The following is a 20,629-nucleotide window of genomic DNA, read 5'->3' as shown; positions in this document are numbered from 1 at the left end:
AATTAATAAAAAAAGAGCCTTTTAAAAGGCTCTTTTTTTATTTCCAATTTTAGAAACTATATTTTGCTAATAAATTGACGCGAGAGTAATCACCCTTATCGCCTGCGAAAGTTTCTCGTTGGCCATATGTATATTCTGCACCTAAATCAATATTTTTAACCGGATTCCAGATTAAATTGACCAAGGCATTATAAATTTCTTTGTTATAGCTAGTGCTGGTTAAATTGCTATTTGCATAGATGCTATCATCTTTGTATTGAATACCGCCTATTGCAAAAGTAGAGCGGAGGATAGGGCTCCATTTCCGTTGATAGCCAATAACGGCACTATCAAATTCACCTAAATTAATATCCTGAGTCGTTGTGTCATAGGCATAAGCTGAGTTGCTATAAAGTAAATAGCGGCCATCTCCTTTAACATGATAGTAATTAGCAACCAAGCTATCTTGAGGCGTTAAATCATATTTACCACCAACGCCGACACCCCAACCAAATTTTTCTTCAGAAGTACTATCTTTGGGAGCCACGCGGTTTTCATGGGCAAGACCATGTAACTGTAATAGGCCTTTATTATCTGTAGTTTTGAAATCATATCGTGCTGTTAAAGCAGCAAAACGGCTTCCACCGGCAGCATTACCAGCTTTTTCAACATCACCGCCTTCTAAGGCAACTAATATTTTCTGTTGTGCATTAATTGGCTGAGTGTACCTAACCTGTACTGTACGTGTAGTACCTGTACCAATGGCACCATTAAAATCTACCGTTTCTGGTGATGTATCGGTATTTACAAATGGTGAGGTCGTTTGACCAGCTAACCATTTTCCTAAAGACATATAAGCATGGCGAACACGGAAGGTACCATTACCATTATCGCCATTTCCGCCCATGAAATCGGCTTCAATTTTGCCGGTTAAATCTCCGTACTGAGTAGGTCGAGTAATGTCTAGACCAATTCTTGAAGTTGCGGCAGATACATTAAGTGAGTCTTGTTTAGGATCATCTTTATTTAATGGATAGTTAGCGCCATTTGAAATGCTGCCATTTGAACCTTTAAAGTCATAGGTTGCATCTGCGCGGACACTACCATAAAGCTTAACTTGGGTTTGCCCATCCGCCATCGCCATCCAACCTGGTTTTGATACAGGAGGTGTAGCTGGTGCTACGGGAATTGTTGCAGGAGCACTAACCGACAAAGCTGTTTTTTGCTGATCAGATAGTTTCTGGACGAGTTGTTTTAACTCCTTTACTTCATCACGTAAGGCGTTAACTTCAGCATCTGTAGCGGCATGCACAGGCATCGTCACGCTAATTGCGCCTAAAGAACTCATTGCTAGCACGAGTGTTTTGATCTTATTCACAGGAACTCCCCGACATGGATAAAAAATTTTCCTGCAAATACATAACAATAATAATGCCAACTTTAAGAATTTAGAAAAATAGTCAAATTTCTATGATTATCATTGGCTTATATTCAAATAATGGGGCGAGTAAGATATTATATTGAAAAAAATAAATGAGAGCATGAAATTGACTTTCTAAAATGCGCCATATGCTCCATTATTTGCACGGTTAAAATGCACGTCTTCAATAAAATATGTAAAAGGAATAAACGTTTTAGCTATTTTTAAACCTTTGTATTTTAAATGCAGGGGAGTTGTATAGGGTATACTGTCCTTACTGTAAAATTCTGGCTGGAGATAACAATGGAGTTAGATCGTTTTGATAAACAAATTCTAGAAATTTTGTCTCATGAAGACTTAAATTTGAATGAACTTTCAGAACGGATCAATCTGTCAGTCAGTTCTGTACATCGCCGGATTAAGCATCTGATTGAAGCCAACGTTATGGGGCAGCTCAAAAGGGAAATTAATTTTAGTAAACTTGGATTTACCCTACACATTTTATTGCAAGTGTCACTGAGTAAGCATGACACCGAAACATTTGATAAGTTTCTTTCTGAAATAGAAGCAATTCCAGAAGTGACCAATGCATTTCTTGTGACAGGGCAAAGTGCCGATTTTATTTTAGAACTTGTAGCACGTAACATGGATGACTACAGTGAAATTTTATTAAGACGTATTGGAAAAATTGATAATGTTGTTGCGCTGCATTCGAGCTTTGTGATTAAAAAATATAATGTTTTTAACTGCTATAACTTACTCAATAAACTATAAAAAAACGCACCAAATGGTGCGTTTTTTCAATTCAAATGTTTGATTTAGGCATCAAGCTGAGCCAAAACTTCATCTGTGAACTCAACGTTTGTATAAACGTTTTGTACATCATCAAGATCTTCAAACATATCAATCATTTTAAGAATTTGTTTTGCTTGGTCGACATCAGTAATTTCAGCTTTAGTTGATGGACTCATAACAACTTCTGCGTTGTCAGATTTTAAACCAGCAGCAGTTAGAGCATCTTGAACTTCACCAAAAGTTTCTGGTGAAGTGATTACTAAAATTTCATCTTCTGAAACTTCAATATCTTCAGCGCCAGCTTCTAAAGCAATTTCCATGATTTTGTCTTCTAAAGAAACATCTTCAAAAGTAATTTCACCACGTTTAGTAAATAGATAAGCTACAGAACCCGCAGTTCCTAGGTTACCATTTGTTTTACTAAAACAGTGACGTACATCTGGTACTGTACGGTTTAAGTTATCTGTCATTGTCTCAACAAGAACAGCAACACCGCCAACACCATAACCTTCGTAAGTTACTTCTTTTAAATCATCATTATCTTCACCACCGGCACCACGTTGGATTGCACGGTTGATGGTGTCACGTGTCATATTAACTGAAAGTGCTTTTTCAACTACTGCACGCAAACGAGGGTTACTAGCAGCATCTCCACCACCAAGTTTGGCAGCAGTCACAATTTCACGAATATATTTAGTAAAAACTTTACCGCGACTTGCATCTTGTTTCGCTTTACGATGCTTAATATTGGCCCATTTAGAATGACCCGCCATGGACGTGAACTCCAAAAAAAGAAAATGCAAAAGTGCTGGAATATTAGCATAGGCTTGGTTTTGTTGAAAACTGTTGCCCTGCGTTTTGTTAGCCAATTGAATAAGAATAATAACCTTAAGGCCTAATGAGTGAGATCAGGCCGAATCAAATCCAATTTGATCTAGTTAATTTTGACATCTATGTCAAATTGCGCATATAGCTCTTTAATCGTTTCCAAATCTTTTTGTAAGTCTGTTGGGTAAATTTTGCCTAGAATCCCGCCTTGTTTGCTTCGAGCGTTGGCATACATAAGCACAATTGGAACATTCGCTGCTTTTGCTATATGCCAAAAACCTGTACGGATAGGTTTACGTTCTGAGCCATCTTTCGCACGAGTAGCTTCAGGAGCAATCACCAAATTAAAAGTTTCATGAGTTTGAAATTGTTCAACCATTTGAGAAACAATATCTTTACTCGCTTTGCGGTCAACTGGAATGCCACCAAGTTTTTCTAAAACTGGCTTAAGGGGACCCTTAAAGAGTTCTTTCTTTATTAAAGTATGAATCTTAATGTCTAAAATTTGGAAGAGAGCAATAGAGAGCACTGCATCTAGATTTGAAGTATGTTCAAATCCAATAATAACTTGTTTTTTTTCAATAATTTCGGGATCTACATTATAGGTCCAACCAGCAGCTTTAAAGATAGAGTTAGCTAGAAATTTTTTCATAGATCAGTGCAAGGTGATAAATTTGCAGGATTCTAATATGAGTTTGTAAAAAAGCCTAGAAAAATTATGAAAGCTAAAGTAGTCAATTAAAAATGAAGATTATCTAAGCTTGAAGATTTAAAAAGTTCTTTTTTATTTTTCTTTAAACATAATAAACTTAGATAATTTTAAAATTAAGAAACCTGTTGAGGTATTTCTTCATTAATTAAAAACTCAATATACTGCCAAATTTTTTCAGCGTTAATTAGTTTTTTATCTGTTGTTCCATCAATAATCATCCCATCAATAATAGAAATAATAATATGAGTAAGGGGAGTAGGGTTTTCTATACCTAATTGAGTGAGCTGGTCTTGTAGTAAATGAGTTAACCACTTTGTATACTCGTAAAATGGTTCACGAATTGAAGTATATTGTTTAGATACTTCAATAAATGCTTTTTTAAATAAGCAACCATTAAATGTTTCGCTATTAATCCATTCAATATACCAATTAAAAATAATACGAATTTTCTCAAGCGGGTTAGCATCTTGACATAAATTTAATTGTTCATTAATTGAATTTTGAATATTTAAGTTTCTATGTTGCAAACACTCCATAATTAAATTTTCTTTTGAAGGAAAATATTTATAAAAGGTCATCTTTGCAACATTAGATTCAGCAATAATACGGTCAACACCAGTTGCATTGTAGCCAATCTGATTAAATAAATTTAAAGCAGTATTTATAATATCTTCTTTTTTTGACATTACTATTCCATATAGTTAGAACTAATTATAACTTAATCGAAAAAATTAAAATTTTAATATCAATGATCATAATAAAAAAAGGGATTGGATTCAAGTTGATATTTTGATAATGATAATCATTAACATAAGTTTTTTTTAATTTTCTATTTGATTTCGTACGATTTTAATTCTAATATGGATTGAGAAAGGAACATATTTAAATATTAATTTAAGTCATTGTTTTTATAATAAAATATGTAAAAATCGATCAGGCTTCAATAAGTTTAATGAGAGTAGATATGCCTAAGAAATTTGAGAATTTTAATAATCCTAGAAAGAAAGCACTCGCAGGGATGAAGCAAAGCATTTCTACTGAACTATGGGAAAAAAATTCAGACTTTTTGACCCAATTAAGAGAAAAAATTGCTAAACATGCGGTGTCACACCATCCTGCAATTGATATTTTAAATAACGGAGAAATTAATAAAGAAAATTTAAAAAAAATACATTTAGAATATCGCCATGCAATTGTACAAACTTTTACTGATGCATTGCTCATGGCCCAATTTCAAACTAAACAACTAGAGCCAAGATTGCATGCCGGTGCGAAAATGTTTCCGCGCTTTCTTTTAAGCCTAAATATTTTTGATGAGTTTGGATTTCGTCCAGGTTTAGACAAAGATGGTTATTATCAGGGAAATCCTGAATATGCTCACTATCCTTTATTTGAAGACGTATTAAATGATTTTGGTATTACAGAACAAGATCGTCTGACTTATCAGCCGACTGAAATTGCAAATCAAGTTAGAGTGTTTTTAGAAAATACTTATGATGACTATAAAGCTGTTTCAGCCTTATTAGCAGTCGCAGAAGAAGAGGTAATTCTTTATAGCCCACCGTTACGTAAAGCGACTAAAGCTGTAGGTTTAGAGGTAGAGGGTGGTGGTTATTATCATGTACATGGTATTTCTGAAGATGAAAGTGCCGAAGCCGCAGACGATGATCATGAAGAAGACTTATGGTATGTCTTAATGCAAGCTTGTACAGAAGAAGATTATAACTATATTGAAAAATTGTGCTTAGAGTATTGTGATTTATGGGAAAAATTTTGGGATGCTCAATTAGAACATACAGAGCTTATGCGGAAGAAAATCTTAGCTTAATAGAAGAAATAGAAGTATTGAGTTTAGAAAAAACGTATTTTAAAGCAGTTAAAATTTTAAGATAAAATAAAATTTACATTTTGATAATTAAATTTTGAATATTGTTTATAACGGTAAAACGAATTCTATTTAGATAAGCATTAAAAAACCTCATAAACTTTTTAGTTTATGAGGTTTTGTATTTGGTGGGCCCACCGTGACTTGAACACGGGACCAACGGATTATGAGTCCGCTGCTCTAACCAACTGAGCTATAGGCCCTATAAGTCAGAAAAGCTTTAAATCTCAAGGCCTTTCAGTGCGTGCAATACTAATCAATTTTTTAATCAAACACAAGTCATTTTCTAAACTAGGCGCATACAAGACCCAAAAAATATTGTGTTATTTTGGTTAAATATTACGAGCGAGAGTGATTCTAGCGTATGAGCACTTCATGAGTAAAGTGAACTTAGTTATTTATCGATCAATTAGAACTTATGCCAGTCAGAAGTTTATAGTGATTGGGTTTTAGTTAATTATCAGTTCGAATAGTTAATTCTTTTAAAACATCTTTTGTTTGAAAAATAATCAAATTTCAGGTTGATTGAATATTGCTTAAAATGTGACCAAATTGGTTTTTCAAAAAAATTACACACATAATTTATACATTTATGTCTTACATAGAATTTATAAATATTTGTTCAATAACGACTATAGAATATTCTAAATAAACTTAATTTAAGAAATATTTATCTACGCTAAATATTTAGAAAACGTATAACTTTATAAAATCCTATTTATAGAATGATGTACTCTTATCATAGTCAACTTTATATCATTTTAATGAGGGTTATTCTTTGCAGTCTAATAGTTACTGTAATAAATCTAATGAAAGTAATTAATTTTTTGAGTAAGGTGAATCTAAAATTCTAATTAATTTTCAAAAAACTAATAATACAAAGATAATATTTATGAAATTAATTTTGTTTAGAGCATAGGGAAAAAATCCATAAGCTTTAACGAGGAAATACAAAAAATAAGGGAGCAGAGTGAGCCTCCTTAAAATTAAGACCTTTATCTGATTTTATTAAAAAATTAGAACTTTTCAGTGGGAGAATTGGAAATTTTTAATTGAAACTTCTTTCTTTTTCTCATGTGTTTTCTATACAAAACTTAAAGTGTGACTACTTTCACGCTCGATACAAATGATTGTATTTTATTGAATTTATTCTTGACTAAAATGCTGGGTTTTAATAAAGTACAAATGTATTTTCCCAAAATAAAAAACTATTGCTTAGTCCTGAAATACAGCAAGAAGCCTGCTTTTTAAAGTAGGCTTCTTGCTTTTTGTAATATATAGAAAATAGGAAAGAGCAATAATCTGAATTTTAAAAGTAAGTATATAATTAGAAATAAAACTATAGAAAGATCATGTGTGCTCAGAGAGCTACAGTATAAGAAATTATAAGTTTTCTTGAATAATCTGAATGAGTTCTCGAGCCGCTTTAGATAAGGGGCGGTCTTGAAGCCAAATTAAGTAAATGGATAGAGGTAAATGATTTTTAGTATTTTTAAAATCTAAAAGAACTAAATGACCTTGAGCAATTTTTTCTTGTACTAATGATAATGGGAAGTTTCCCCAACCGAGTCCTGCTTCAACCATATTAATTGCTGTTTGTAGACTATTCGTTTTCCAGTACATCGCACCAATAATTGATCGAGAATCAGTCATTTCATGGTCGCTACTCGCCACTACAATTTGTCTAATATTGATTAACTCTTCAATAGAAAAATGCTTTGTTTTTTCTTGTAGAAGAGTATGACTAGACGAGATAGTAGCAACGACTGTTTCAGTCATTACTAATTGCAGATTCTCACGCATTTTTATATTGAGGTCTGAACCAGCTAAGCAAAGACTAATTTCTTCCCTATAAAGTAAATTAAGAATGTCATCTTGAGGTGCAGTAATAACCTCTATATTTAGTAAGGGGAATTTATCAGCTAACTTCTTTATTGAAAAAAATAATAGTTTTGTATTTACGTCTGAGACCACACCAATACGTAATTTACTCTCTAGTCCTAAAGAAAGTTCATGGGCATGAGTACTAAATAGCCTAAGTTGTTCGGAAATAATTCGTGCTTGAGGTTCCAAAGCTAATGCGGTAGGTGTAGGAATGACCTTGCGTGGAGTACGTTCAAATAAAGTGTAACCCAATTCTGCTTCTAGATTAGCAACTGCCATACTGACTGCTGAAGGTACTCGATTTAGTTTACGGGCGGCCGCAGAGAAAGATCCTGTATCTAGTACAGTAATAAAAAGTTCAATATTTTCGCTGTTAAAATTCATTTTGATATCAGTAAAACTGAAAGCTATTAACTTTATATATGATTTTGACTGAAATTAAAATATAAAGAATTAGTTAGAGTTTGCCTATTATGCAAGGTGTAAAGCGAAGAATAGTCTATGTTTCTTCTTATGAAGTTATCGGAATGATTATTTCATCAGTAGGTTTAGCGATTTTGGCAGGTGATAGTGTTGAACATACAGGACCACTCTCTGTCATGATTACGACCATCGCTGTAACTTGGAATTTTATCTACAATATTTTATATGAGAAGTGGGAGGCTAGACAAAGCAGTAATGTTCGTACAGTTAAGCGTAGAGTTGCACATGCTATTGGTTTCCAGCTGACTTTAGTCCTATTTTTGATTCCTCTTATTGCATGGTGGATGGATATTTCTCTGATTGCTGCTTTTTGGTTAGATGTGGCTTTTATTATCATTATTCCTATCTATACTTTTATATTTAATTGGAGCTTTGATAAGTTATTTGGATTGCCTGTTTCGGCACAAGCTAAAGCATTGAAAGAATAGTCACTAAATCAGCTTAATAAGCTATCAAGGTGTGTGACTTTGATAGCTTATCTCTAGTTTAATTATTTGATTTGATCAATGACTAACTGCTTTGAAAACTTAAGTTGAGCTTTCTTGGCGAAAATATAATAAATCACCGCTGTAGAAATAAGTCCTACCAGCCATGATAAGTCGATCCCTCCTAACATTGCAGCAATTTGTCCCGTATAAAATTTACTATCAATAAAAGGCAGTTGGATCAAAATACCGAGAAAGTAGCAGGTGATACCAATTCGATTCCAACGGCCATACTTGCCATTTGGATCATAGAGCGCATCTACATCACATTCTTCTTTAGAGATAAAGTAGTAATCAACCAGATTAATAGCACTCCATGGAATAAAGAAGGTAAGTAAAAACAAAATAAATGCTTTAAAAGCACTTAAAAAAGTATGTTCACCTATAATAGCAATGAAAGTCGAAATCACAACCATAGCAAGGACAATGAGTAATCTTGTTATTTTTGAGATTTGATTTGTCGATTTGAAACTATTCCAAACCGTAGCAATGCACATAAAACTACCGTAAGCATTTAAGGTGGTCAGAGTAACTTTGCCAAAAGCGATACTAAAATATAAAAAGATCACGACGACGGCAATTGGGTTCATACCCACAACATATTGAACTTCATTTCCGACAAAATTGCCGTTTGCGACTTGAGCAATCAAAACACCTAGGCTCATGGAAATTTGTGAACCCAATAGAGAACCTAAACCAACGGCCCAAAATACACGAGATGAAGACGTTTTAGTTGGAAGATAACGGGAGTAGTCTGCAACATAAGGCCCAAAAGAAATTTGCCAAGAAGCAGAAAGTGAAACTGCTAACAAAAATGAAGACCAACTGAAATGACGTACTGCTAAGAGTTCTGATAAATCAGAAAGTGCTAAAATTTGAGTCAAGATAATCACAAAAGCGATTAAACCAATAATACTGGCTACTTTGCCTACCAAATGAATTAAACGATATCCAATCGTTGCAAATATAATGATTAAACATGCGTAAATTAAGATACCAGTTGTATTGCTGACATGTGCTAGATGTGCAATTGCTTTACCAGCTAATACCTCTCCAGTTGCGGTAAAGCCAATATACATGAGGCAAACAAGTATGATTGGAATACAAGCACCATATACCCCAAATTGCACACGGCTTGAAATCATTTGAGGAAGGCCAAGTTTAGGACCTTGGGCGGCATGTAGCGCCATAACGGCAGCACCAAAACATTGTCCCACGAATAAACCAATAATGGACCAAAAAACATCCCCACCTAATACAACTGCTAGCGCACCCGTCACAATGGCTGTGATTTGTAAATTAGCACCAAACCAGAGGGTGAATTGAGCAAATACTCCGCCATGTCTTTCATTTTCTGGAATAAAGTCAATACTTCGGTTTTCAATAAAACTACTATTGGGTTTCTCAGCCGATGAGTCCATTACACTCTCCTTGTCCTTTAAGAGTCCACTCTATTTTTATTAAGTCAGTATTTGTACAAACAAATACAAACATGTATATACAAGTAATTTGAAAAATAATCAAACAGTTTTTGAGGCTGTAAAAGCTAAATGTGGCTTAAATAATTCATAGATAAATAGAAAATATATTTGATTAATTTTATTTTTTAAAAAGTTAAATAATTGAAAAATAATATATAAAAAGCCCTCTACAGAGGGCTCAACTTTATGCGTTTGCATCTAAAACGATTTGGAAATAAGTAGGAAGTTCAGAAAATTGCACGAGTTGGGTTTTATCTTCTTGCTTAAAATAATATTGATAATTTGGAGTTTCTAAATGGTTATCTAGATATTGTGTTGCATCAGTAAACTGGGCTTTTGCAATGGGCTTATCTTTCTTGCATTTAATAATAACAGGATTTACCGAATTTAATTTTACAGGAACACCATTTTCAAATTTAGCAGTTTCAATCAACAAAGAAATTTTGAAATCACCAAAATTTACACAAAAGTGGCCTCCATTTTCTGTCTTAACTTCTCGGTCAGAGAAAAGATCTTTAAATAAACTCTTTAGGGATTCCCGGTGTTTATCTAAAGCAACTTGAAATTCATGATCTCGTTGCTCGATCTTTTCTTGTTCTTCTTGTAGCAATTTGGCTTGCTTTTCAATAGTTGTAAAATCCAGCTTCATTTTAATATCTCCTTTGGTTGTTTTAAAACTATATATGGCAATTTTTTATTAAGTTTTAAAGAAACATACAGTATTTGTTACAACGGAATAATTAAGATGAGCTTTTGTATAAAACTTCAAAAATGTAAAAAATATTTTCGAAAATATAGGAACTTAAAGAGATTGTCGGGAGGTGATTTTGTATTTTATATTTGAAAATGCTGTTACATATTAATAATAGAATTTTAATGTAGCAGCATATTTCTTATTTTGTACAATGTTTTGCCATAAGTGGAGTACTTTTAATTTTTAAAAAACCTCCGCTACTCATTACACCAAGCATCACCAAACCTGTTCCTACCAACTGCCAGATATTAAGGGTTTGCCCAGCAAGCAAAGCAATTATCATACTGAACACTGGTACAAAGTTAAAAAATACCGAAGCGCGACCAGCACCTAACTTTTGTATGCCATTAAACCAGAATAAATAAGCAATCATGGTAGAGCAGATAACCACATATCCCATGGCTAAATGTGCATTTAGGGGTGCAGATGCAATGGCTGAAAGAGGATTTTCAAATATCACACTCAACAAACCAAGTGTTATTGCTCCAAACATCATAGAAAAAGTCGTTGTTTCTAGCGGAGTAGCATTTTTTACATAACGACGAGATAGTACATTTGCGAAACAAAATCCAAATGCACCCAATAATATAAATAGATCTCCAATGTCTATTTTGAGGTGAAGTAAAGTTGTTATATGGCCCTGACTAATCACAAGTAACACGCCACTTAAACCGAATAAAACGCCTAAAAATTTACTAGTGGTAAGTTTTTCACCATCTAGCATGATTGTCATTAATAGAGTCATTAACGGTGTAGTTGCCATAATTAAAGCACCGTTCACGGCAGATGTCGTTTTTAAGCCGTAAAAACAGCCTATGTTGAATCCTGCAATTCCAATTACCCCAATCACAAGGTAGATAACTAAATTCTGGCTTAAAGCTGCCCATCTTAATTGGCCTGTTATTGAAAAGATCAGAAGTAAGCCTAGGCTTGCAATTGAAAACCGTTCAGATGCAGCAGATAGCGGAGGCATATGTTGAATGATATAAGACATTGCATTAAATGCTGATCCCCAAAAAAACATTGTTAAGACAACACCAGCATAGGCATAAGCCACCGTTCTGTTCATGGACAGGCTCCCATCAAGAAAGGTTTTATTCTCGGCAATTACATAAAGGTGTACAATTCCATATTAATACACTTCTAATGTGAAAATTTGCACAATGATTGATTGGGAAAATTTACATTACTTTTCAGTTTTTACAGAAGAAAAGTCACTGTCAGCGGCTGCCCGAAAATTGGGAGTAGATCATGCAACTGTATCTAGAAGAATTGCCCAGCTAGAACAAAACTTAAAACTTAAATTAGTTGATCGTAGACCACGTACTTACATCCTAACTCCTGATGGTGAACGTCTTGCGCAAGTGGTTGCTCGTATGATGGAAGAAACTTTTTCTATTGAACGTTTAACTCAGGCTGGTCAGCAAGAAGTGATGGGAAGTGTTTCTGTTAGTATGCCCCCTTTAACTGCGGCACATCTCATCATGCCTCATCTAGGCAGATTTTATCGTCATTATCCTCAATTAAAATTGCGCGTGCTCGGTGATGTCCATTATGTTTCTTTACAGCATAGTGAGGCTGATATTGCGGTAAGATTTGGCCGTCCTAAAGATGAAAATTTAGTAGCTCGTAAAGTAGGGGAAATACCCTTTGGAATATATGCCGGTCCAAATTATTTGGCTTCAACGGCTCCTGAAAATTATGAATGGATTAGTGTAGAAGTAGGGGGAGTACATGGTCAAAAACAGCAAAAATTAAAAGAAAGATTAAATCATAAAGAACCCATTATGGTGACCAACCATCCTGAGTTACAGTGGAGAGCTGCATGTGGAGAAGTGGGGTTAGCGGTCTTACCAGATTTTTTAGGTGCTCTTAGCAATTTAGTTCGATTACAAGATGACCATCCGATGAGTGCTGAAATTTGGTTAGTTACACATGAAGATTTACGGCATAGTCCAGCAATAAGAGTAGTAATGGATTTTCTTGTGAGCTGCTTCGAACCCTTTAAAGTTTAAGCTGTTAACTATCGATTTATATAAAAAGCTGCTGGAGTCCGCAGCTTTTTTATTTTGATATATTTAGGTTAAACTGACTTCTATTCCGTTGCGTAAATTAGATTGATCCTGAACAGAATTTAAATCAATTTTGGCATAGGATTTGGTGAGTATACGTCTAGCAGTAAAATTAATTGGTTTTTCTAAAAACTTTGGTAATTTAATACCAAGTGGATTGGTCTCGGTTTGAGACACTTCGGTAGTGACTCTAGTTCCCATAATATAGTCAAACCAAGGTTTAGTAACGCACCAATTAGCATTTTGATTACTTGTCATGTGATGATCATAGTGCCAAGGAATACGTTTTTTTGCATATTCTGAATCTAAATGTGCTTTTGAATGTACACGCCAATAATTCCATAAACCATAATAGAGCCCAGCTGTAAAAAATGGAGCGACAGGCAAAAAAATTGTAGCAGCTCCAGCTAATCCAATTAATGCTGTTTTTTCATTATAAATTTCAGCATTTTTAAACATTGATTCAGCATAACCGTCATCTTGAAAACCATTTAAGCGAGCGCGTTTAGGATGAGCGATGTGAGTGAAAAATGGGCTATTACGATACTGACTTGGATATTCGTGTAACCAGACTTTATGAAAGTACCATTCAAGACCATTAGCAACAAAAACACCTACAGGAAAACCAAGCATATTGGGAACTTCTTAATTACAATTTAAAATGATTGTAAAAGAAGAATGTTTTATCCCTTTGACTTAGCAGGCAGCTAGATAAGTGTCATTAGAATCAATTTAACTATTTTGTTTACGCTGGCGATAAGCACTAGGAGTCTCACCAGTCCAACGTTTAAAAGCTCGCGTAAAAGCAGAGGGTTCAGAAAAACCAGTTAGATAAACTATTTGATCAATGGTTTCTTGTGTGTGAGCAAGTAAACGTCTGGCTAGTTTTCCCGATGCTGATTTAAAATTTTCTCATAATTTATATTAATTGCTTGTAAATCTGCTCGAAGGGTACGAGGGGTACGATTTAATTGTTCAGCAATAAATTTTTGATCAAAATGCCCAGATTCAAGTAATCCATTGCTAAGCAAACGCTCAATAGCATAAACGAGTTGATGCTTTTCTAAAGTCAGTAACTGTTGTTCTGCAAGCGTTTCATGAATTCTTAATAATTCTGGTTCAGCAGCTGGTGAAGCTTTATTTAAAAGTACGCTAGGAAAAATAATAGAACCTTCCATTTGCCCTAAAATCACGGAGCAATTCCATATTTCCTCATATATTTCTGCTGATGCCCCTTCTTGATGGGGCAAGATAATTTGAGTAGGTCTAAACTCTTTATTTGTAATATATTTAAAAAAATTAAGAAAAATACCTATGGCACATTCAAGATAATGTCTTACGGGATGCTTAAAACCAGACAGTATTGCTTGATCTTCCTTAATTGTTAATTCTAGGTCAAATACATCTGTAAGTATGGCTTGATATCTTAGGGTACGCTGTAAACCTTCTCCAAAAGTTGAGCTACTCAAAAATAGATATTCAATTACTAATCCCCTGAATGGTGGCATTTGACTACCTACATGCAAGCCAATATCAGGGTCTTCACTTATTTCTTCAGCCGCTGTCCAAAACCTTTGTTGAGTCGAATTATCTCTACGAATATTTTTATCGGGAGGCTGATTGGGTAAATTTACACTTGCAAAAATAGATGCTGCATCTAAGCCCATCTTTTGCATAGTCTGATAAGTCATCCACAAAAAAATTCCAGCATCTGAAGAACTTTTTGACATATTTTGATTACAACCATCCCTATAGACTCTATGGTGCATTCAATCATGATTTTACTATTGATGCTATATCCTAGAAATTCATAGTATTTTAATCATCGGGAAAGAAACCAGCATCTTCACGTGCTTGCTTTAAAGCTAAGATAAAGCAGATTAATAAAAGGAAACCTATAAAAAAAAGAAAAAAATCGATGTTACTAATCGCAAAACCTATACTTGTAGCGCCTAGACTTAGTAATAAGATACATAATATTTTCCAAAAAATGAGCATGTTACGTTCTGATAAAAAGTCTAAAGATATTATTTGCAATTGAAGGGGAATTCTAAATTTTTTTATGTTTTTTTTATTATAAATTATGTAATTCAGTAAAATTTTAATTTTTATGGTTTTTGATATAAAATTATGAAAATAAAAGAATTTTTGTTTTATTTGGCTTGATGAGTGAATTTTAATTTTTCTTAAAATTAAGTTTTTATTAATTAATAGAATGATAATTCTTTAGAAACACTATAAAATAGTGCTCATGAATTAAATTTATTTTTTTAATTTATTTAAAACAATATGTTATGTTGGCTATTAGAATCTTTGTTAAAAAAAAGACTTGATCTTTAAGCTATTTTTTGAAATTATAGTCATGCAAATTGTGATCTATTTCCCACAATTTGTATTTCAGGTTAAGTGGTTATCACTAATGCTCATTTGCTATTTTTGCTTATGAGCATTTTTTTATGTGATTTTTTAATAGAACTACAAAGTTTTAAAAAATAGCCTTTGTGTTCCCTCGGTAGCGTTAAGCTTATTTGTTTTTAGTAATTTTATAGAGAATAGTTAATCATATTGAATCGTCACCGTCGCTGTAGCTTTAACCTCACCTGCGGTCACATTAGTGGCGGTCTGATAATAACGGGCAGTTAAAGGAATATCATATTCAACAGTTTGGTTGGAGCTCACGCTACCTATATTGAGTTTGGTTGCTTTTTGAATCGGCTTATTTGCCCCATTCATATTCCATAACAGTTCAACACCGACGCCGTTAGCTTTTATTGCATTCGCAGCACTGTTGTTAATCACCTGATTATTGGAGGTATCAGAATTATAATCAAAACTTAAGCTGATCGTATTGCTCGTAGCGATACCAGAGTTGTTTTCGCCACCATTACATAAGATCGATAGATTAAAATTCTGTTCTCCTTGGGTTGACCCAATCGCTCTAAAGCCTGATTTCATCACGGTTGGAAGTTGAACTGGTGAATCTACACCATTTTGAATTTCACAAGATGAAGACGCAATAAGAATAGGGGCATTACTTAATACAGTAGTGGTTAAAAATGGGCGGTTCTGTTGCCCTGATACGTAATAGGTACTATAACGGCCTGCAACTAGTGCGCCAGAACCAGTTGTCATGGCTGTTTTAATAACTTCCATAACAAAATACCCTGGGGAAAGTGTATAGGTTTGATTAGGTGTTAATGTACGTCTATAAGGATAATATCCTGAAAAATCTGAAGCATCGGCAGCTTCGCGATAAAGTCGAATACCAATACCTGGAATATTGGTGGCATAAACATTATTGCCTATTGGGCTAATTGGATAATTTAAGGGGAGAGCTGCAATAATTTGATCACTCGCACGATTACAAGTTGCAGTAGAATTATTAGGAGATATTGTAAAAGTATTCTTTTGTAAGATCGTTCCTATTGGATCGTTTGGTTTTACCACGATTTTACCTATCGTCATTGGAATATCGACGGTAGTAAATCCTTTACTTAAATTGCAATTTGCATTTGTATGGCTATAAGCAAATAGACTCACTGCCAAAAATCCAATTTTTTTTAAAATATTATTCATTTACAGACTGCCTTTGTCATAATAATTGGTTGGTTGTTATGCTTTATTTGATCCGCTATATCGTATTCAATTTCGCATTTTTCAGTACTCGTATTTCCCCATTTCACATATAAACGATCATGGGTTAAGGGTGTTCGTAAATAAATGCGACTGCCTTGTGCGACAATGCCTATTACTTCGTTATTCTGGTTATATACCTGTGCGGCAAAAGGTAGATGTGAACCATCTAATGTTGTTGTACTAATAAAAAGTGCATTACCTTTTTTTGTTGAGAATTGGACTTTAGTGATTGAGCCTGCATAGGGCGCAATCCGTAAACTACTTTCAGCAAGTTCAACTTGGGTAGACATGCCTTGTGGGTCAAGACTAATGTCATTCATACGGTAAGGCGTAACATAGGGAATAACGGCATATCCATTTTTGTTAATACTTAGCCCAGGTGTATTATCGACTTGTGCTCCAGTAGCATCCGGCGCATAGACCAACACCATGGTTTGGGCTTGATCTGGCCCAAACAAAATTCCTTGAGAATGTGCAACCACATTGCCACTAAAGCTAAGCATTTCTTGTTGGTATGAATCTGCATGACTGAATGAAGCACCAAGTGTTGTATAGTTGGTTTTATAGGTACCATTAATATTTAGGTTGGTTTGATCATGGTCCTGATTAGAAATTGATGCGCCGTAGTTTAAGCGATTTCCTGTAAAGCCACTGAAGCTCAAAATCTGACTGTCATCACCAATAACACTATTAAAAGTCAGAGAATTTTTCTTAAAATCTAAAGGAAAAGAGAAAGAAGCAAGGTACTGGGTATCTTGTCCTGTGTGAGCGCCGTCTTCTTCAATCTCGCTGCTCATTGCAGATAAACTATAAGTTAAATCTTTAAATTGATTGCTATAACCTAATTGGAACTGTTTATTGGTCTTGGGTTGATTCCAATAATTTATCCATGAACCGACTAAGTAAAAATTTCCCCATTGCTTTGGAAGTACCTGATTTAAAGTAATCTGAAATTCACTTTTTTGTTTGCCTACGGAAAAGCTATCAATATTTTGCTTTTGTAAATCTTGAATTAAAATTGCATCACGCAATTTGAGGTAGTTTTCAGTTGAATAGCGATAAGTCGCTAATGTTAAATTAGTATCTGTTGGTGAAAATAACTTGCTGTAGCTTAAGCGATAACTTTGCCCAGTCATTGTAGGTTGATGATCAAACTCAGTTTTTGACTGGGTAGCATTAAAAGAAATCGCTCCAATAGGTGTTGAAAAAGCCGTACCTAGTAAGAGTGAGAGATATTGTTGCGTTGCTTGAAGTGCGGTGTAAGTTGTTAGGTAATTATTAATTCCCCGTTGATATTTACCTTGTATTAGCCAAGGATTTAGACCTAGATTTGAATCTCGAAACTGTCCTAATGTGAAAGAGTATCGACTCATTTGCGGGCGTAGCATTTCGACGACAGAAGCATAGGGAATAGCGAATTTCTGAATTACGCCATTAGATTCAATTACCGAAACTTGTAGCTCCCCCCCAAATCCTGTTGGGTAAAGATCATTAATTTCAAAGTTTCCGGGCGGTACTGTTGTTTGATAAATTAAGTTGCCTTGTTGCCTAACCTCGACTTTCGCATTGGTTTTTGCATAACCTCTCACTCTGGGAGCATAACCGAGCATACTGTTTGGAAGCATTCGGTCATCACTTGAAATATTTACACCGCGATATGGTAAAGAATCGATAAAATCACTATTAGTAAAATAATCACCTAAAGTCACAACACCATGAATTTTCGGAAATGCTTTTTGTATATATGTATTTGTTGAAGTATAAGAAGAATTATCAGATTGAAAATCAGTATGGTCTTGCCATTTCCATTGTCCATTATGGCGAAATTGCCAACTCGCTAAATTTGCTCCAAGATTAGTCCCTATAAAAGCATATGTACTTTCATGTTGTTCGTTAACTATTTGATAAGCAGTCGCGTTATATGTCAAAAAAGCTGCATTAATACCTCGATCCCAAAGATGTGGATCGATATAGCCCTGTGCATTTTTTTCTAATGTGACTTGGGGGATAGAGATATCAATTCTTAAACGAGAGCTATCAAATAAATAAAAAGCATTATCTATCCAATGACCTAGTGCATCACAAGAAAGAGAGGATGTATGAGAATGTTGGCTAAGCACATCAGCTTTTACGCCATATTCTAGTAACATAGCTTCTGTAAAACAGGTTTCGGCATTTACGTTAGGAGAGCTGGCATTAAAGCGCATGCGTCGTTTACCCAACCATTGACCATTAATATAGACATCTAAGCTATATTCGCCAGCTAAGACGGGGTTTCCATATTTGAAACGACCAATATCAATTTTTTGTGCATTACCTACTAAAAAATTGCTATCAAATTCTGCTTTTGAGAAACTTGAAACATCAACATTATTTTGTGCATATGCTGCCAAAGGCATAAATAACGCAATACTTGAGGCCACATAACAAGTAAAAGGGCTTTTTAAACATATATAAGGTATAAACCATTTAGACATAGTTTTAGAGCCTATTCATGATAGGTATTTAGGTTTTTTTAAGTAATATAGTAAGGTTAGAACTTTATTGGATGCTCAACTCTTCCGCCGTAATCATTGATATATACAAAGCTCATATCTGCTACATTTTTATTCTTTAGTTTTATTTTATCTTCAGAAAAAGGGGTAACCATTAAACCTTGTTGTAACAAGTCTGCTTTATGGCCTTCAGTTCCTTGTAAAATGGAAGTGATAGTGAGGAAAAAGGGGGTTGGATTCTTCACTACTAGATATTGATCATTTATTTTCCATTGAACTTTTTCACTTAGCTGTTCAATATTTTCTTTTAGATCTATAGGACGATAAAAGAATTTAATTCGCGAACGAACAGCGAGCTGTAAAAAATTATTAGAAATTGGGGTACTTTGGTCTTGTTGAGTTTTGCCTTCGGGTTTAGGAGGTATATCTAAAACATTAAGCCAGAAAATTGATTCTTGTTGCTGACTTAATTGAGACGAATTAGGTAGAGCTGTAATTCTTAAAGTTTGGCCCTTAGTTGCTTCTACTCGTGAAATCGGGGGAGTAATAATGAAAGGCACATTTGCTTCATCGGGAGTTGATTTTGCATTTCCATCATCAATCCAAGCTTGAACAAGAGACGGAGCTGTGCCGTTATTGCTTAGTTGTAATGTGATCTCACGTGCATTTGAAGGATAAACGACACGAGTTCCATGCAAAACAATTTCAGTATGACCTGTGGTAGTCAGTGCTACCTGTAGGCAAACTAATCCCCAAAAAAACTTACGACCACGAAAAAGCATGAGCCATATTCTCAATAATGAATAATAGATAGGAGATAGCTTCTATTTAGAAATAGAAGCTTCAGTTTTAATTTTATTGATAAATAATCGTGTATTTGACTTGCGACGTTACCGTACCAGCAGTAGAAGCACCTGTAGCATAATATTCAGCATAATAGTTAAGGTCAGCATCACCACCTGCTGAAACATTTACCCATTGCGAGTTGGTCTGCGTGCTATTCGTGCTTGTAGCAAGTACTGGGATTACAGCATTATTACTGCCTAGCAACTGGATATTCACGTTTGTTGCCGCACCCGAGGTTGCTTGGTTTAATAAACGACCAGTATTAAAGTCAACGGTAGCGCCCGGTTCAAAATAAGTGGCTACTTTACCAGCAGAGGCACAGTTCGTTAAATTAATTTGAAATGGGGTACGACCAGCCACATCACCTGTATTTTTTAAAGTTTGAGATGAAACTGTAGGTAAATTAATTGTTAGATTTTTATCTCCAGTATCAATAGTACAAGTATTATCCGTGACAAGACCATTAATAGTAATTGTGCCATCTGCTGCTTGTGCATTTGTTATATTTAAGAGAGAAACCGCTGCTATAAAAATAAACTTTTTCATAAAATCCCCAGAATAGCCTTTTAAAATAAAATCCATTACTTTTCAGCAAGTTTATTCTGCTTAAGTAAGGCGAAAGAAATATATCACTTTTCAATCAAAAAACAAGAAGAACATTATATTTATATATATTTTGATCATTTGTTTTTATAAATAAATTTTTTTGAAATATATTTTTTATCAGTTGGTAAAATACTTTATGATTCATTTTTAAAATAAAATTAAAAAACTCGTAATATTTAAGTATTTGTATTTTATTAAATTAATCCAACTTTAAAATATTTCTGAGAGTAAATGTTTATTTTATTTGTATAACTATATGTTTTTTAAT

The 20,629-nt window shown here is 34.2% G+C and carries 18 protein-coding genes, 1 tRNA gene and 1 pseudogene; 4 read left to right on the top strand and 16 right to left on the bottom strand.

Annotation, left to right across the window (positions count from 1 at the left end; genetic code table 11):
- Positions 1 to 49: 49 nt before the first annotated feature.
- Positions 50 to 1,357 (bottom strand): DcaP family trimeric outer membrane transporter, encoded by a 1,308-nt coding sequence (locus K6I41_RS10750; RefSeq protein ID WP_250374271.1) that lies wholly within the window; start codon positions 1,355 to 1,357, stop codon positions 50 to 52.
- A 345-nt stretch (positions 1,358 to 1,702) separates the two neighbouring features.
- Between K6I41_RS10750 and K6I41_RS10745 the strand changes: the two genes are divergently transcribed.
- A complete protein-coding gene (locus K6I41_RS10745) occupies positions 1,703 to 2,173 on the top strand; it encodes an Lrp/AsnC family transcriptional regulator (RefSeq protein ID WP_004642558.1) in 471 nt (156 codons plus the stop codon).
- Between the two features lie 44 nt (positions 2,174 to 2,217).
- On the opposite strand, the gene K6I41_RS10740 is transcribed toward K6I41_RS10745, so the two are convergent.
- From K6I41_RS10740 to K6I41_RS10730, 3 genes are all read right to left on the bottom strand, one after another.
- Positions 2,218 to 2,967 carry a YebC/PmpR family DNA-binding transcriptional regulator gene (locus tag K6I41_RS10740; RefSeq protein ID WP_005304550.1) on the bottom strand — a complete coding sequence of 250 codons (750 nt, stop codon included), beginning with the start codon at positions 2,965 to 2,967 and terminating at the stop codon, positions 2,218 to 2,220.
- 161 nt (positions 2,968 to 3,128) lie between these two features.
- The gene (locus tag K6I41_RS10735; RefSeq protein ID WP_250374270.1) at positions 3,129 to 3,674 is read right to left on the bottom strand and encodes a 1-acyl-sn-glycerol-3-phosphate acyltransferase; all 546 of its coding nucleotides are present in this window, start codon (positions 3,672 to 3,674) and stop codon (positions 3,129 to 3,131) included.
- Between the two features lie 173 nt (positions 3,675 to 3,847).
- The gene (locus K6I41_RS10730) at positions 3,848 to 4,420 is read right to left on the bottom strand and encodes a TetR/AcrR family transcriptional regulator (protein WP_250374269.1); all 573 of its coding nucleotides are present in this window, start codon (positions 4,418 to 4,420) and stop codon (positions 3,848 to 3,850) included.
- A 278-nt stretch (positions 4,421 to 4,698) separates the two neighbouring features.
- On the opposite strand from K6I41_RS10730, the gene K6I41_RS10725 reads away from it, so the two are divergent.
- The gene (locus K6I41_RS10725) at positions 4,699 to 5,562 is read left to right on the top strand and encodes an iron-containing redox enzyme family protein (RefSeq protein WP_250374268.1); all 864 of its coding nucleotides are present in this window, start codon (positions 4,699 to 4,701) and stop codon (positions 5,560 to 5,562) included.
- 183 nt (positions 5,563 to 5,745) lie between these two features.
- Here K6I41_RS10725 and K6I41_RS10720 read toward each other — a convergent pair.
- Both K6I41_RS10720 and K6I41_RS10715 read right to left on the bottom strand, forming a co-directional pair.
- Positions 5,746 to 5,822 (bottom strand) — tRNA-Ile (locus K6I41_RS10720).
- A gap of 1,180 nt (positions 5,823 to 7,002) precedes the next feature.
- Positions 7,003 to 7,887: a LysR family transcriptional regulator gene (locus tag K6I41_RS10715; RefSeq protein ID WP_250374267.1), complete on the bottom strand. Its 885-nt coding sequence runs from the start codon at positions 7,885 to 7,887 to the stop codon at positions 7,003 to 7,005.
- 89 nt (positions 7,888 to 7,976) lie between these two features.
- On the opposite strand from K6I41_RS10715, the gene K6I41_RS10710 reads away from it, so the two are divergent.
- A complete protein-coding gene (locus tag K6I41_RS10710) occupies positions 7,977 to 8,414 on the top strand; it encodes a PACE efflux transporter (protein ID WP_250374266.1) in 438 nt (145 codons plus the stop codon).
- A gap of 62 nt (positions 8,415 to 8,476) precedes the next feature.
- Here K6I41_RS10710 and K6I41_RS10705 read toward each other — a convergent pair whose 3' ends face one another.
- The 3 genes from K6I41_RS10705 to K6I41_RS10695 form a co-directional block, all read right to left on the bottom strand.
- A complete protein-coding gene (locus tag K6I41_RS10705) occupies positions 8,477 to 9,892 on the bottom strand; it encodes a purine-cytosine permease family protein (protein WP_250374265.1) in 1,416 nt (471 codons plus the stop codon).
- A gap of 244 nt (positions 9,893 to 10,136) precedes the next feature.
- Positions 10,137 to 10,601 (bottom strand): hypothetical protein, encoded by a 465-nt coding sequence (locus K6I41_RS10700; protein ID WP_144730686.1) that lies wholly within the window; start codon positions 10,599 to 10,601, stop codon positions 10,137 to 10,139.
- A 244-nt stretch (positions 10,602 to 10,845) separates the two neighbouring features.
- Positions 10,846 to 11,775 carry a DMT family transporter gene (locus K6I41_RS10695; RefSeq protein ID WP_216070572.1) on the bottom strand — a complete coding sequence of 310 codons (930 nt, stop codon included), beginning with the start codon at positions 11,773 to 11,775 and terminating at the stop codon, positions 10,846 to 10,848.
- Between the two features lie 94 nt (positions 11,776 to 11,869).
- Here K6I41_RS10695 and K6I41_RS10690 point away from each other — a divergent pair, with 94 nt between their 5' ends.
- On the top strand, positions 11,870 to 12,721 hold the full coding sequence (locus K6I41_RS10690; protein WP_151987920.1) for a LysR family transcriptional regulator: 852 nt from the start codon (positions 11,870 to 11,872) through the stop codon (positions 12,719 to 12,721).
- 63 nt (positions 12,722 to 12,784) lie between these two features.
- Here K6I41_RS10690 and K6I41_RS10685 read toward each other — a convergent pair whose 3' ends face one another.
- The 7 genes and pseudogenes from K6I41_RS10685 to K6I41_RS10655 all read right to left on the bottom strand — a co-directional run bounded on the left by K6I41_RS10685 (position 12,785) and on the right by K6I41_RS10655 (position 20,301).
- Entirely contained in the window at positions 12,785 to 13,411 is a 627-nt protein-coding gene (locus K6I41_RS10685; RefSeq protein ID WP_250374264.1) for a sterol desaturase family protein, read from the bottom strand.
- A gap of 99 nt (positions 13,412 to 13,510) precedes the next feature.
- Positions 13,511 to 14,508: pseudogene (locus K6I41_RS10680) on the bottom strand (AraC family transcriptional regulator).
- 88 nt (positions 14,509 to 14,596) lie between these two features.
- Positions 14,597 to 14,776, bottom strand: a complete 180-nt coding sequence (locus K6I41_RS10675) for a hypothetical protein (protein WP_250374263.1) — start codon at positions 14,774 to 14,776, stop codon at positions 14,597 to 14,599.
- A gap of 558 nt (positions 14,777 to 15,334) precedes the next feature.
- Positions 15,335 to 16,354 (bottom strand): fimbrial protein, encoded by a 1,020-nt coding sequence (locus K6I41_RS10670; RefSeq protein WP_250374262.1) that lies wholly within the window; start codon positions 16,352 to 16,354, stop codon positions 15,335 to 15,337.
- A complete protein-coding gene (locus K6I41_RS10665; RefSeq protein WP_502800615.1) occupies positions 16,351 to 18,891 on the bottom strand; it encodes a fimbria/pilus outer membrane usher protein in 2,541 nt (846 codons plus the stop codon). The genes K6I41_RS10670 and K6I41_RS10665 overlap by 4 nt, the downstream gene beginning before the upstream one ends.
- Before the next feature lie 56 nt (positions 18,892 to 18,947).
- The gene (locus K6I41_RS10660) at positions 18,948 to 19,691 is read right to left on the bottom strand and encodes a fimbrial biogenesis chaperone (RefSeq protein WP_250374261.1); all 744 of its coding nucleotides are present in this window, start codon (positions 19,689 to 19,691) and stop codon (positions 18,948 to 18,950) included.
- 73 nt (positions 19,692 to 19,764) lie between these two features.
- A complete protein-coding gene (locus K6I41_RS10655; protein ID WP_437119016.1) occupies positions 19,765 to 20,301 on the bottom strand; it encodes a fimbrial protein in 537 nt (178 codons plus the stop codon).
- Positions 20,302 to 20,629: the final 328 nt, after the last annotated feature.

The organism is Acinetobacter sp. AS23, assembly GCF_023612055.1.
In the GTDB taxonomy this organism is placed as follows: domain Bacteria; phylum Pseudomonadota; class Gammaproteobacteria; order Pseudomonadales; family Moraxellaceae; genus Acinetobacter; species Acinetobacter oleivorans.
This window is presented reverse-complemented; position numbering and strand designations above follow the sequence as displayed.